Genomic DNA, 14,218 nt, shown 5'->3' with positions numbered 1-14,218 from the left:
GTCTATACGGAAGTTTAGTCCGTATAGTGAGCAGATCTTTTCTTTTTATCTCCCCACCTCATAGATGAATAATGAATCAATCCTTCTATAACTAAACTGCCTGATAGTTTAAGTGCGATTTTTCACAAAAAACCATACTATCATTACTGTAAGTATTCAATTTTTCATCGTATTCTTCCTCCATTAAATGGCTCTTTTCACGAAGAAAGACCCTTTCCTTATTTCAGAAAAGCGCCCTTTTATAGAAGATCGTTCAACATGATCAAGAACCTTCTAGCTACTCATAATATATAGCGGAAAGCACCTTAGTTAGTTTAAGAGAAATTGCCCTCTCCTATCGTTTTTTGGATCCGTGAACCTTGTGGGACTCCTCATATTTTCAACACGTATATCATTTCGGAAACTCAAACTATTAAACGATTGATCGAGCAATTCTAAATCCGATATCATCAATAGAAAAATCTGGCATACTCTTTCGACGACAAGTAGCTCCGCATCCGCGTTCTTCTTCTGCCCAGCTTCCTCCTCGAATGATTCTGTAATTACCAAATGTCTCTTCATTGTATAAGTCCCAGCACCACTCTTAAACATTACCGATCATGTCATACAAGCCCCAATCACTAGGCTTTTTTCCACCAACTTGGTGTACCCGTTCGTTAGAATTATCTTTATACCAAGCGATTTCATCAATTTCACTATACCGGTATCCTTTTGAATTTGCCTTACATGCATATTGCCATTCAGCATCTGTCGGTAAACGAAAACCATTCGCACTATAATTGCAGAAAACTGATTTACTTTCATGATCAAAAGCATAAAACTTTTCATAACTCAGCACATCAGATAATAAATCACAAAAATTCACTGCATCTATCCATGTAACATTCACAACTGGTTTTTGAGCCTCAGTCTTTGTTATAAATTTCTTCTCCATATAATTGCATACAGTTCCTCTGTCACCGGATATTTGGCAAGTTAAAATGGCTTAATCTCAACATTCCAAATAACTTCCTTTAAATTTTTTCTACTACCCGGCATTCCGTATTTATAGTTTGAACTAATCCATTTTTGCTCATTTCGAAAATCTCGCAGGCTGATTTCTCCTTCAGGAATATATACCATTAAATCTTTTAAGTAATCATTTAAGTTTGCCAACATTGTCCTCCCCTAAACATGAATTGAACTTGCTCATTATTAAGATGTTTTCAAGCTTATTGTTTACGTATTTCTTTACAATTTCAACCTATATTAACATAAATATTCAGATTTATTTGGAAGTCAATTTAAGAATTTTGCCCTTTTCATGAAGAAAGACCCTTTCCTTATTTCAGAAAAGCGCCTTTTAGCTGAAGATTGAGTAGCCTATAACGGAATCAAATTTTGATTATTAGCTGAATTTGTTGTAGAAGTAACAATTACTATCGAGTATTTTATCTTTGGAATTTGCAATATTTTTAATTCCTATTTAAATGATAGGTTAGTTGCACAACGCCAGAGGAGAACGTCCTTGTATTAACAATTTTTAAATTCAATCTCTGTTTTATATCAATGAACAACGGTTTTCCTTCTCCCAAAATAACAGGGTGAATAGATAATCTAAATTCATCAACAAGCCCTAAATTGATAAAAGTTGTAATAAGACTTGCTCCACCATATAGCCAGATGTCTTTACCAGGCTTATTCTTTAATTTCTCTATTTCTTCAAGAATATTATCATTTATGAATATTGCTTTATTATCAGTCCCTTTTTGCGTTTTGGAAAAGACATATTTTTCTTTACTATGAACCAATTTCCAAATTTCTTTTTCAGTATCATTATCTTCAACTTCTGGAGTAAATTGTCCCCATAAATCGTAGCTTTTTCTTCCATATAAAATAGTATCAATATGATTTAAGAAATTAATAAAACCTATCTCAGAGTCCATGATACACCAATCAACTTCCCCATTTTTCCCCTCAATAAAACCATCTAAAGTTACCGCTAAATCTAAAATTATTCTTCTTGGTCTTACGTTTTTGGACATTATTCTTCCTCCTTTAAACAAATGGTCTGTGTCTAGCAATGGAACCAAGTATTACGTTAATCATTAGCGGATATTTAAAAGAAGAAAAAGTAATATTAAACATAAGTTTTTCTACTGGGATCCCTACAAGGAGAAATTTGACTTCATCTCCATTCACCGAACGTGATCATGTCACCCAAATAATATGTCCGCTAATACTTATTGCGTAAATAAGTTCCATTGCTACACAGACATTAGTATAATACTTAATGATGACATCTATTGTCATAATTAAAAATCTTTTAATTTATCATTTAGGTGGGTTGTTATGCGCGCTGATAGGCTGATCTCCATTTTACTTCTGCTGCAAAATAAAGGAAAATTGAAAACCAGAGAATTAGCCAAGGAATTAGAGGTAACTGAACGTACCATTCATCGTGATATGGAAGCATTGAGTGCAGCAGGTATTCCTGTTGTGGCTGAACGCGGAAAGGCTGGAGGGTGGAGATTACTTAAACAATACCGAACAAATCTAACTGGTTTGAAAGCCAATGAAATTAAGTCTTTACTTATTTCACCGTCATTCCAGTTGCTTACAGACTTAGGGTTAACGAAAGATTGGTATGAAGCACGTCAGAAAATACTTGCTTCGATTCCAAGCTCCTTACAGAAAAATGCCGATCATGTATGGAATCGAATCCATGTTGATACAAGTGCTTGGAGACAGTCAACTGAAAAATTGGAGTCATTCAAAGTTTTGCAACAAGCGATTTGGGAAGAGCGGATACTACAAATAAAATATGAACGGGCAGATGGGGAATGTGTTGAACGAGTTGTTAACCCATTAGGATTAGTTGCTAAAGGCAGCACATGGTATTTAATCGCGTTATCAAACGGGAAAATTCGAAACTATCGAGCATCAAGAATGAGGTCTGTGATATTGATGAGTGAAACATTTACCCGACCAACTGACTTTGATTTAGCCCAATATTGGAATAACTCAACACAAGAATTTATTAAAAGTCTACCAAGATATAAGGCAGATGTTGAAGTATCACCATCTATTATACAAAGAATAAAGTTTCCCGGACGCTTTGTACAAATATTAAAAATTGATTCTCCCCTAGAAAATGGATGGATCCCATTAAAGCTGTGTTTTGATACAGAACAAGAAGCAAAAGAATATATTCTAGGTTTCGGGAATCAGATAAAAATCATACGACCTAACACTTTAAAGCAAAATATATATGAAATGGCAAGGGCTATAATCGATTTTTATGAGCAGAAGAATCAAATGTAAAATAAATTGTCTTGAAAGTAGAAAATTTTGTCAACTTGTTCAACAACTTTACCTATAACACATTATGTGAATTTCCAACAGGTTTATGAATAGTAGAAGTATCGGGAGAATTACTTCGCTGAACGAACTGAATGTTCTGTTCTCCTGATATAATTTTATGTAAATCATGAAATAGCCCGATTCACAAAGAAAGAGCACATTTCGTACTTCTGAAATGCCCCCGATTACTGAAGATCCATAATATTTCTTTATTCTAGATAAGTACTGTTACTCGTATTGATTAGTTATAGGATTTCACGTTTGTAACCTTTTTTATCCAACTAATCTTAAACTAATAATCGTACAAATTATTCCAACAATACAAACCAGACGCAAAGGACTTTTTGATTCTTTGTAATTGTAGCACCAACTGTCCCTATTCCAGTCCATACAGCATAAGCAACTGATAATGGAATTTCCTCTAAAGACATACGCAAAAGAGTCAAACTAATCGTAAATCCACCTATGAGCAATATATAGTAAAACCAATTACTCTTTTCTGATACCTTTTATGGAAGGTTTTAATAATCCAATTTCATCATAATAGTGAAGTGTTCGTATACTAATATTTATTATTTTGGAAAGCTGTCCAACTAAATACATATTTTCTCCTTCTCTTCTTTGATTCAATTTACATTTAGATTATAAACCCTAACGCTTACGTTAGGGTCAAGGAGAATTTCTATGGCTGCAATCAGGATATTGAAAAACTAGCTCTTCAACAATCCGGACCTTAACAAAAAAGAAGAGCGTAATTCTTGCTGCAGAATCACGCTCGATCGTTGAAAGTGAAAAATAATTATATTTCACTATACAAATTTAGATGATATAACTATTAATTTCTGTTGTTCGTGTACAGACACCCATTCTTAAATGGAAATCACTCGTCCAACAAGGAAAATATTCTTTCGTTCATATATTTTGCCTCAAAGTTAGATGCTTACTCACCCACCATCCCATCATTGTCGTTATCACGCATATAGGGGTATAACCAATGGTCACTCGTTATAGGCATACTGAAACCTGCATCTTTTGCTTCTTTAATTGTCACCTGTCCATTGCCATTAGTATCAATGCTAGAAATATCACCGCGTTTGTTTGAACTGGTTGAATTAGAAGGCTTGCTCTCTGTTAAACCGAGTGATGCGTTGACTTCATCAGGGTTCACATTGTCAAAGGAATCAACAACCTTGTTGCCTCTTAAAGTATAGGTATACTGATAATGTGAAGGAATCTGCGTTTCCGTATTTGGATAAGTGATAATCGCCTCAAAATTAGTGGCTCCTCCTGCACTGCGAATAGCATCTTCCATATAAGCTTGATCCCCATGCCGGTTGAGCGTACTATCTTGCGGGGTAATATTATAAGCATTCGATACCCCTCCGAGAGAATCAGCAATGATATGTCCTTCATCTAAAACATCACTTTCAACACCAGGAACCTTTGCTTCATCAGAATAGTATCTGCCAGACGATAATACAGGTTCGTTACGGTCATCTTGTAGAATGATTTCATCCGCAATGACACGCACAAGTTGCCCGTATTCATTAGTAAATGCCCAATATTCACGGTCCCCATAACCAATGTCAACGACGACGTTAGGTTCACGATATCCTGACAAATCACCGCCATCCACTTCAATAAGTTTGTATCCTGAGAACCGTTCATTATTTAGTTGAGTTGGTGTTTCATTTACTACTGGTTTATCAACGACCGTAGTACCAGTTTCTTCCTTTTCGTTGTTTTTATTTGTTTCAACTGTGGTTACTTCTTGTGAATCTGTTTCTCCATCTGTAACGGATGCATCTTCTTCGTTGGTACAACCAACTATAAACACGGTCGTTAAAAGGAAGATTAAATAGTACATTTTCTTTTTCATTTTAAGACTCTCCTATAATAGTTTCATACTGTTCTATAAATCTCGGATATCAACATAGATTAACAATGTTAACCTATTGATAATAGTATATTCCAAAATGACCTTTATTACAGTAGATACTTTATTCGAAGAATGCAGCTAAGCTATCAGTAACATTTAGTTCCATAATTATGGGGGTTCCCCTCATAATAACTCGTTCGCTTTTCGTGTTTATTAATAAATAAAGGGACTGTTAAATCTTACTATTGATTTTTAGACCAGCAAAAAGGAACCCCCCTATTTAGAGAGATTCCCTTTTTTAGTGTTGATCCAAACATCCCCAACATTACGTTATATTTCTCCTCCCTTACTGGTTCAACCAAAAATTAAACTAAATATACGTTCGTACGCGTCATAAATTTTTTGCCTATTCATGTTGTTTGAACTCATCTCGATATTGACCGACAAACAAATCTAATTCTGCCATCTGGCCATTTACATATAGAAGGAGCGTAATTCTTCTGTAGAATTACGCCCGATAATGGAATAAATTTATATTTTCAACTAAAGCTTTACGTTACTGCTCATTACGTAAAAAATAAGTAATGGTCGTTCGATATCATTCTCTCTACGTACATTATACCATCATTTTCAAGTTATTTACAGACTGTTCTTTTTGTCATTTCGATATTATACTCTTTTATACAAATCTAAAAATAGTGGAGGTGTATTCGTTTGAACGCCAAAAAAGATGTCTTAGATCATGGTCCTTTTTTTCATGGCACTAAAGCAGAACTGAAAATTCGAGATTTGTTAGTACCACAACACTTATCAAATTACCAGGATAAAAAATCCAACTATATATATTTTACTGCGACATTAGATGCTGCTAAATGGGGGGCTGAATTAGCAAGATCCAAGTCAAAGGAAAGAATTTATATTGTAGAACCATTGGGTGATTTTGAAAATGATCCGAACGTAACGGACAAAAGATTTCCTGGAAATCCAACACGTTCTTATCGGTCTAAATCTCCTTTGAAAATAATTGCCGAATTACGTTCATGGGAAAGACATTCCGACGAAGAAATAAATCATATGCTCACCTCTTTAAAAAAGTTAAGTGAACAAGGAAAAAATGTAATATACGATTAATCCTTAAAAATCGTGGATGAACATTTTTTGAACAACTTTATTGTCATTCATGTATGAAATCAGTATATTTCTTATGTAGGCAGTCGTTTAATAGGTCTTCTTGGGATCGAAATGACCCATGCCTTTTAATTCATAGTCAAAAAATTCAAGAATTAATTTATTTTCCGTTTCAATGCAGTAATATGGATCGATGCTGTCTTTTCCACCATGCAGCGTATTTGCAAGGATTGGAGAGAAAAGCTGTAAATCGGTCAAGCTTAAATGTTTTGCCCCTTTCAAATGAGTCGTATAGGCTCCTTCGAACTGTTTATTGTTGAGTTTGTTGGCTACATAAACAGGAGTGTTATCCAGTTGTCTCCAAACATCGTCCGAATAAATGTTAAAAAGTGGGGTTGTGTAGGCTTGGCTGCTTGCCATAAAAGTATCATCTGCTTTGTTATAAACCAGTTCACTATAGAAAGGGGCATCGATATTTACTACTGCCCTTACATCATCGCGTTCTCTGCTTAGCCCTACGCTTGCGGCACCTCCCATTGAGTGCCCGAACACACCAATTTTCTCTGTATTGATCTGTTGATAAATGGGATTATTATCATTTTTTACTTTTTTAAGGATTGTATCAATGACAAAATTCATATCGTCTGTTCGCAGTTTCATCCATTTTTGAATGATATTGTACCGTTCTTCATTCGAGTACATGCCTTTATTCATATTTAAGACCTCTTGGCTAAAATCTGAATTGATCATAGTGACTGTTCCATCCTCTGAACGAGTATAGAAGGAATGATAAGGATGATCGATGGAAACAACTACATACCCGTGGCTTGCAAGTTCAGTATAGGTAGAGCTATTGCCATCCTTAATGCCAAATGCGCCATGTGAGAACACCAAAAGCGGGTATGTACCATTGCCGTTTTTCGGATACCAAAACCCTACATTCACAAATCTGTGCTGCTCCTTATCCGTAAATTCTTCCATACGGTTTTTATCCGTATATGTGTCAGTAGCGGTTGCCACTTGATATTCACCAGTTACTTTTGGTGAGTTATGCTGCGGAAAAACAATTGCAGGTGCAAGTGAAAATACCGTTACAACTATCATTCCAATGGATTTCCAGACAATTTTAGACGTTTTATATGTTTTGTTTTCCTTCTTACGAATAAGAGAAACGATCGCCTTTCCCGCTAATAGGAGAAGCAGTATACCAAGCATTACCCAGCGTAAACTCCACACAATTACAGAGGAAAGGGTGAGTATGACAAATGCAATAAATGCAGCAATCCGAATCCCATTTTTTATTTTTTGATGGGTTTGCTTCGTTACTATACAGTTGATTGCAAAAGCAATCTCGAAAATCAAAACAAGCAATAATATTAAATATGCCATAGTAGTTACTCCCTCTTTCGGATCAATTTTATGAATTCATCATAATAAGTGGCCGAAAAGAAGTATATAGAAAAACGATAAGTTGCTTCTGCAGGCAAATAAGATGCAAAAAAAAGCGGTAAACATAAAGTTTACCGTAAAAAAAGCTCTTGCAAAAAAACTGCATGATGATTTTCTTGCCTACTCATGACTATTTTTTTTAAATGTTTTTAGTTTTTCATTAATTGCTTTGGCTTCTTTTATATCATTTTTCCATGACAACAGACGAACGATCATATAGATAACAGCAATTTGCAAAGCAAAAATAATGACATCTAATCCACTTTTCACAATACCTAAAATGCCGCCAAGGGTAATCAATAGAATCTCCAACGCAAAAAAATGAATACCCCTTCTTATACGCATGTTCTTCTCACTTATATCATTAGGAGAATACAAAATAAATCCCATTAATACACTTAAAAATGAGAATGCCATAATGATATAAATCGATTTCAAGTCAAAGGCCATAGTAGGATCATATATTTGTCGCAAAATTGTAATAATAATGATTATCGATGCGAAGATGATCAAGAAATCCTTCACCATGTCTCGTATGAATTCAGAAAGTTTCATATATGTATCCCACCTTTTACAATCCAAGCATTTTTTTAAGGACAGGCACATACTGCCTTGATATAACAGCACGTTCCCCATTATCAAGCACTGCCTCGAATCGGCCATTAAAGGAAGGGTAAACGGACGAAATTTTAGCTATGTTTAGAATGGTTGATTTGGTCGCACGGAAAAAGTCCTTTTCTTTACATAATTCCTCTAACTCATAAAGCTTATGTTTTACCTCAAAAACGTTATCCTTGCAATAAAGAAAAACCTTTCCGTCCACTGCCTCAAAATAATAGATATCTCTAAGATTCATACGATGAACTTGCTCATCTTGATATCCGAGTATGATGGAGGGTTCAGTTTTTAGTTTATTTACGATTTCATGTATTTCTTCATCTACCTCATGACACCTAATAAGGATTTCTTCTTCCAGTTCCCTACTTATTTTTTGTATTGAAATTTTCAAATGATCACCCACGAAAAGTCAAACTATTCCAGATTAACACCATCGGATTTGGAAATAAAAACCTTCAGACCATTATAACACATTCAAATATTATCCTTATTTTCATTTTAATATGCTATGGTACACCGTATAGATAATGTCCCTAGTGTCTACTGTTAAAAGTGACATTCGATAAAACATAATTTAATTCTATTAATTATTCTTAAACTTAGGCATCCCGTTTTCGGTAAAATACAATAGCTACTGTAATAAAGATCAGTGTCCATAACATTGAAATACCTGTCCCTTGCATGGGTGTAAGGGTATTTATGTTATCAGAAGAAGGCAGCATATACATATAAGCTCCTGCCGTATCCGGAAAATAATTTGGCAGAAAATCTCCCGACAATGGACTGACAATGAAATAATAACCAAGCAGTACCACTAAAGCAGGTGTGGTTCGTCTTAGTAAAGCACCGATAGCTGCACTGAGAAGGGTGGTAAATGTTAGATAGCCTGTTGCTCCTGCTAGTGTTTTTATTAATCTGTCTATTTCAATCGCGACCGCTGTGTCTCTCATCATAATAAAAGCATATAGTACACCTGATGCAGCAATAATAAACGCGACCGGAATCGTTAGGATTGCCAAAGCCACATGCTTGGCGGATAATTGATACCCGCGCCAAGGCATCGCAGTTAAAGTCGTTCGAATCTGTCCACCCGTATACTCCGAACAAGTCGCTAAGATACCAAGAATAATGAACCCCGCTTGAAGATAGCCCATGGAAGCAAATCCAGTATCCAGTATGCTTTGCGTTCCTTCTGCCTCTTGTAGACCAGCATAAGTAAAAGCTCCGGTTAAAACGAACTGAATAATGATTGTACCCATAAGAGTGAGCCATATCAATGGTAATGTAACTAATTTATCCAGTTCAGCGCCAAGGACTTGTGTTATCTTTCTACTAGATGAGACACTCATGATGCAACATCCCTTCTATGGAATACAATAGCTGCGATAATGAAAAGAACGGCTACCCAAGCAAACATGATTAAACCACCTATGAATGGGGGGTGATATCCTCCGCTAATAAACATATCTGTGCCAGCTCTATCTGGTAAGTAAAACGCTAACTCTGTAACCTTAGTAAGGAGGTAAGAGACGGTCACAACAGATGAATTTATAATAAGCACAGCAAGCGGGATCATGCCATTCTTTGTTAGAACCGTAATCCCAAATGCCAAAAGAGCAGTAAATGTCCAGTAACAAACCACGCCGATCAGTTTAGATGCTTCAAATGCAGGGGCGTATTCACCAAGAATAAGGTTTGTTGTTAACACAGTTGTTAGAATCGCAACAATAGAAAGCAGGGCACTGGTCACTGTCACAGCACCTGCTTTTGCCAGCAAAAAATGAAATCGGGATGAAACAACCGTTAAGCTCGTTGTTATCTGATTCCCTCCACCCGATTCACTGCTCTCTGTCAAATACTCACTGCTGACAGCAAGCACACCAAGAATAATGATCCCTTGTACACCAAGACCTAATCCTATATAGCCTACTTCCGATAGTCGTGTGCTAACTCCAGCTATAATATCCTCTTTTTCTGCTATGCTGTCCAAGGCAGCAATGGCAGGTGGGGCAAATGTGCCAATTAGAAAGGCAAGCCACATGCCCGGCAGGGAGAACAATTTAGATAGTTCCGCGTTGAATACTCTCATACAACATCATCTGCATGTTCAGATGTCAGGGCAAAAAAAGCTTCCTCCAGCGTGGAATGGGTACCGATTACTTCATCCAATGTTCCATCTGCAACGACTTTTCCATGATTAATGATCACCACATCATCAACAGTCTCTGCAAGCTCTCCCATTAGATGACTGGATAGTAACACCGTTTTTCCTGACGCAGCACGTTCACGTAAAAATGTGCGAATCCAGCGAATGCCTTCCGGGTCGAGCCCGTTTACGGGTTCATCTAAAACCAATATTTTTGGATCTCCAAGTAGTGCAGCTGCCATTCCAAGTCTTCTCCCCATTCCAAGGGAGTAATTCCCCACTCTTTTCCCAGCTGCTTTCGTAAGATCGACTATTTCCAGAACTTCTTCGACACGTGAGCGAGACAATCCTGCAGCACGGGCAATCCAGCGCAAGTGTGCCCGTCCTGTTCGCATACGATGAGCGCCGAATCCATCAAGTGCAGCACCTACTGTTGCTAGAGGATTCTGTAATTCTGCGAATGGCACACCATTAATTAGTGCACTCCCTGATGTGGCACGATCCAATCCAAGCAGAATGCGAAGGGTAGAACTTTTCCCTGCCCCATTTGGACCTAAAAAACCAGTTACTCTCCCGGGTCTAGCTTTAAAACTGACACCTGATAAGATTTCTTGTTTTCCACGACGTTTAACTAAGTGATTAATTGTAAGCAACCATAACACTTCCTTTCTGTTATGGTTCTCATTATAAAGAAGCAAAGTTACATCTCGGTGATCATGTTGTTTACTTCTAGGTTAACTTTCGGTTAAGCTCGTCCAATAGTTACTCTTGTGCCATTTTCATTTGAGGTAAAGTCAGCTTTCAGCTTCATTTTTTTCAACATATAATTGGAAGCCGATAAACCAATTCCCGCCCCGCCCTCATAGGAAGAGTGATCCATACCTGGACCTCTGTCTGCAACAACGATCTGTTCTTTTTCTACATCAACTACAATGCTTGCAAATTTTCCCTCTGCTGCATGGCGAAGAATATTCTGAAATAAGTTATCCAGAACCCGTGTGATCCATTTAGGATCTGCTTCCCAATAAAACGTCTCTTCCGTCGGTAAATCAACATCCAACTGAATTTCTTTTTCTTCAAATACAGGATACCATGCAGCAACAGATGCTCTTACTAAACGTGCAATATCTGTTGAAGTGGGTTGAAAAGGATGCTTCCCAGATGTAAGCAATGTATAGGAAAGTAAATCATCCATTAGATCTCCGACTCTTGTAACCGTTTGGTTCATCTCTGATAATGAGTTTTGTCCTTCTAAACTCATTATTGGTTCTTTATTTAATCTGGTGACATGTCCTCTCAAAATTGTAAGTGGCGTTCGTAAGTCGTGAGATACATTTGCAATGAGTCGATGTCGTAATAATTCCTCTTCATTTTCTCGCTTGCGACTGTCTTCAAGCTGCTGAATCATCCAATTAAAAGAACTTCCTAGCTGGTCTATTTCATCCATACGATCCGTTTGAACAGATATTGGGTTAGGAAATGAGTGATTAGTAGCTGAAAATGACATGACTTCCTGTAAACGGGTGAGACGTTTACGAAGTCTTAAGAAGAAAAGCCAAGAGATGACAACAAATGCGACAATAATAAAACCAAACAAAAGCAGTGTAGCGAAAAATGGATTTAACGTATGTAGATCTTTTTCATTGATATCCGAAAACCCAATGAACGAAAAGAAGATAATAAGCACAATGGGAGGAAAAAAGATAAATAAAAAGTGTCCTACTAGAAAACGCCGAAATAATGAGCCAGTCTGTTTCATAGTTTCACCCGATAGCCTATTCCCTTCAACGTTTCAATAATCTCCGGGGAATCTGGATACCGTTCCAGCTTTTGACGCAGTCGACTGATATGCACCATTAATGTTTTATCACCAGTTATGTAAGATTCCTTCCAAATCGCTTCATAAATTTGTTCTTTTGGTAAAACTTGATTAGGGTGACGTAAGAAATACATTAAAATTTGATGTTGCTTCCCTGTCAATATAATTTCCTCTCCTGTGCGCTTGTCATAAACCATTTGGACTTCTGGATCTACTTCAATATGATTTCCTAATGAAATACGTTCGGAATGTATTCTGCCACTGCGACGGATTAATACTTCTAATCTTGCAACTAATTCATCTGTATGGAAAGGTTTCGTTAAATAGTCATCAGCAAATTGTAACCCATCTACCTTATCATGTATTGATGTTCGAGCAGATAATAGCAAAATAGGAACAGCAGGAGCAGCCTTTTTTAATCGTTTTCCCACAGTAAATCCGTCTAAACCGGGTAACATGATATCCAGAATAACGATTTCATGCTGATGTATTTCTTCTTCAGCCCCTTCACCAGAAAGCTGCCAGTAAACTGAAAAACCTCGCTGTTCCAATTCTTCTTTTACCCAGCTGCCTATTTTCTCATTATCTTCAATATATAATATGCTTCTTTTCAAGTAACATCCCTCACTCTAGGTTAAAATTAGCTTGTATTATAACATAGTCATTGAAATGGCTTGTAGCAAGTATTCCAGTTCAATAGAATACTTGCTACATTACTTACTCTAGAATTAGCCAGTTAGGATGAATTCATATTGTGAAAGTGGCATAGCTCTATTTAATCAAAGATTAGGTAAAGCATTGAAACGATTGAATCCAGTATTTTACTCCCGTTAACGATCATACATTGTATTCACCAGTTTTGATATTCAGTTCGGTTGCTCAATGTTTTTCATCAAATGAAAATAGAAATGCGTTTTCCCTTTGACAATCTTGAACTCGGTTTAATGACCTGTTCATTTATTCGAATCGTTCCTTTTTCAATCTTTTCTATGATCTGCGATCGACTCCAATCCTCAATTTGGTTGGCAAGCACTTTATCCACTCGGTGTGTTCCTATCACTTCATCTAGTACAATGTGAATCACCTTTACTCCTTGTTCGGCTAAGCTAGTAATTGAAATGGCTGACATCATCGGAGCTTCTTCTTTCTGCTCCTCCATTTCAGCAACATGCTCTGAGAACGTTTTATAGATAGCTAGTTTTTTGTTCCACGTATGATTTTTTTCGCATTTATAGATCGCATACTTGTAAATGCTTTTTCCATTTGCGTTATGCCTTCGCACCTGGGTGTCTGTAAAAACTGATAATTTGCCACACATTTTGCAGTGTTTCTTTACAGCTCGTTCTGGCATTTGAGAAAGTTTCCAGTGAAATATTCTATTTTGCATTCATCCTTCACCTCTTAATAAGATAAAGGAACGCAAGCATCTATTTGGATAACTTGCAGCGCAGTATAAAATGAAATAATAAAAAATAAAAAGGAGATCCTACACAAGGATCTCCTTTCGCATCAAGACTACAGGGTTGCTTGGTTCCTTTGTAATGAGAAAAATGGGCATACTCCCCCCTTGAGAAAAAAACAATGTTTTTTGAGGGTGATGCTATCCAATTTATTGATCATTACAAAGTAAATATTGGCATACTTGTTCTCCTGTGTCCTTTCTATCCAAATAGAGTTATTGCCATTTTACCACATAATCCCATTTAATTACAAACGTTTATTTCCTTCTTTTTCAAGTACCATTTGTATAATGATAATAAAGTTATTGAATTTTTTATTTAACAAAAGCTAAGGGCCTTACTACATTCTACGTAGCATGGCTCTTTAAAATAGTTTC

13 protein-coding genes and 3 pseudogenes are annotated in these 14,218 nt (G+C 36.5%); 2 read left to right on the top strand and 14 right to left on the bottom strand.

Features of this window, described 5'->3' with window-relative positions:
* Positions 1 to 412: 412 nt before the first annotated feature.
* A pseudogene (locus RUH74_RS04265) lies at positions 413 to 1,158 on the bottom strand (formylglycine-generating enzyme family protein).
* 296 nt (positions 1,159 to 1,454) lie between these two features.
* Complete coding sequence (locus tag RUH74_RS04255) at positions 1,455 to 2,024, bottom strand: dihydrofolate reductase family protein (protein ID WP_313799010.1); 570 nt, start codon at positions 2,022 to 2,024, stop codon at positions 1,455 to 1,457.
* Positions 2,025 to 2,331: 307 nt separating this feature from the next.
* On the opposite strand from RUH74_RS04255, the gene RUH74_RS04250 reads away from it, so the two are divergent.
* Positions 2,332 to 3,303 carry a helix-turn-helix transcriptional regulator gene (locus RUH74_RS04250; RefSeq protein WP_313799009.1) on the top strand — a complete coding sequence of 324 codons (972 nt, stop codon included), beginning with the start codon at positions 2,332 to 2,334 and terminating at the stop codon, positions 3,301 to 3,303.
* A 347-nt stretch (positions 3,304 to 3,650) separates the two neighbouring features.
* Here the strand turns inward: RUH74_RS04250 and RUH74_RS04245 are convergent.
* The 3 genes and pseudogenes from RUH74_RS04245 to RUH74_RS04235 form a co-directional block, all read right to left on the bottom strand.
* Positions 3,651 to 3,827: pseudogene (locus RUH74_RS04245) on the bottom strand (SMR family transporter); the annotation flags it as partial.
* A 28-nt stretch (positions 3,828 to 3,855) separates the two neighbouring features.
* Positions 3,856 to 3,945 (bottom strand): annotated as a pseudogene (locus RUH74_RS04240) (MerR family DNA-binding transcriptional regulator); the annotation flags it as partial.
* 337 nt (positions 3,946 to 4,282) lie between these two features.
* Complete coding sequence (locus tag RUH74_RS04235; RefSeq protein ID WP_313799005.1) at positions 4,283 to 5,221, bottom strand: DNA/RNA non-specific endonuclease; 939 nt, start codon at positions 5,219 to 5,221, stop codon at positions 4,283 to 4,285.
* A 714-nt stretch (positions 5,222 to 5,935) separates the two neighbouring features.
* On the opposite strand from RUH74_RS04235, the gene arr reads away from it, so the two are divergent.
* The gene (gene arr, locus RUH74_RS04230; protein ID WP_313799004.1) at positions 5,936 to 6,352 is read left to right on the top strand and encodes an NAD(+)--rifampin ADP-ribosyltransferase; all 417 of its coding nucleotides are present in this window, start codon (positions 5,936 to 5,938) and stop codon (positions 6,350 to 6,352) included.
* 87 nt (positions 6,353 to 6,439) lie between these two features.
* Here arr and RUH74_RS04225 read toward each other — a convergent pair whose 3' ends face one another.
* From RUH74_RS04225 to RUH74_RS04185, 9 genes are all read right to left on the bottom strand, one after another.
* The gene (locus RUH74_RS04225; RefSeq protein WP_313799003.1) at positions 6,440 to 7,738 is read right to left on the bottom strand and encodes an alpha/beta hydrolase family protein; all 1,299 of its coding nucleotides are present in this window, start codon (positions 7,736 to 7,738) and stop codon (positions 6,440 to 6,442) included.
* A gap of 180 nt (positions 7,739 to 7,918) precedes the next feature.
* Positions 7,919 to 8,353: a DUF3021 family protein gene (locus RUH74_RS04220; RefSeq protein ID WP_313799002.1), complete on the bottom strand. Its 435-nt coding sequence runs from the start codon at positions 8,351 to 8,353 to the stop codon at positions 7,919 to 7,921.
* Between the two features lie 16 nt (positions 8,354 to 8,369).
* Positions 8,370 to 8,807, bottom strand: a complete 438-nt coding sequence (locus RUH74_RS04215; protein ID WP_313799001.1) for a LytTR family DNA-binding domain-containing protein — start codon at positions 8,805 to 8,807, stop codon at positions 8,370 to 8,372.
* A 208-nt stretch (positions 8,808 to 9,015) separates the two neighbouring features.
* On the bottom strand, positions 9,016 to 9,765 hold the full coding sequence (locus tag RUH74_RS04210) for an ABC transporter permease (RefSeq protein WP_313799000.1): 750 nt from the start codon (positions 9,763 to 9,765) through the stop codon (positions 9,016 to 9,018).
* Positions 9,762 to 10,505 (bottom strand): ABC transporter permease, encoded by a 744-nt coding sequence (locus RUH74_RS04205; protein ID WP_313798998.1) that lies wholly within the window; start codon positions 10,503 to 10,505, stop codon positions 9,762 to 9,764. The genes RUH74_RS04210 and RUH74_RS04205 overlap by 4 nt, the downstream gene beginning before the upstream one ends.
* On the bottom strand, positions 10,502 to 11,224 hold the full coding sequence (locus RUH74_RS04200; RefSeq protein ID WP_483863900.1) for an ABC transporter ATP-binding protein: 723 nt from the start codon (positions 11,222 to 11,224) through the stop codon (positions 10,502 to 10,504). The genes RUH74_RS04205 and RUH74_RS04200 overlap by 4 nt, the downstream gene beginning before the upstream one ends.
* 83 nt (positions 11,225 to 11,307) lie before the next feature.
* Complete coding sequence (locus tag RUH74_RS04195) at positions 11,308 to 12,321, bottom strand: sensor histidine kinase (protein ID WP_313798996.1); 1,014 nt, start codon at positions 12,319 to 12,321, stop codon at positions 11,308 to 11,310.
* Entirely contained in the window at positions 12,318 to 12,995 is a 678-nt protein-coding gene (locus tag RUH74_RS04190) for a response regulator transcription factor (RefSeq protein ID WP_313798995.1), read from the bottom strand. Before RUH74_RS04190 ends, RUH74_RS04195 begins: the two co-directional genes overlap by 4 nt.
* Positions 12,996 to 13,273: 278 nt before the next feature.
* A complete protein-coding gene (locus tag RUH74_RS04185; protein WP_313798994.1) occupies positions 13,274 to 13,768 on the bottom strand; it encodes a S4 domain-containing protein in 495 nt (164 codons plus the stop codon).
* Positions 13,769 to 14,218 lie beyond the last annotated feature (450 nt).

Origin of the sequence: Cytobacillus sp., from assembly GCF_032154635.1 — a bacterium.
In the GTDB taxonomy this organism is placed as follows: Bacteria; Bacillota; Bacilli; order Bacillales; family Cytobacillaceae; genus Cytobacillus.
Note: the sequence above shows the minus strand (reverse complement) of the source record. Positions and strands in the feature narration are given on the sequence as shown.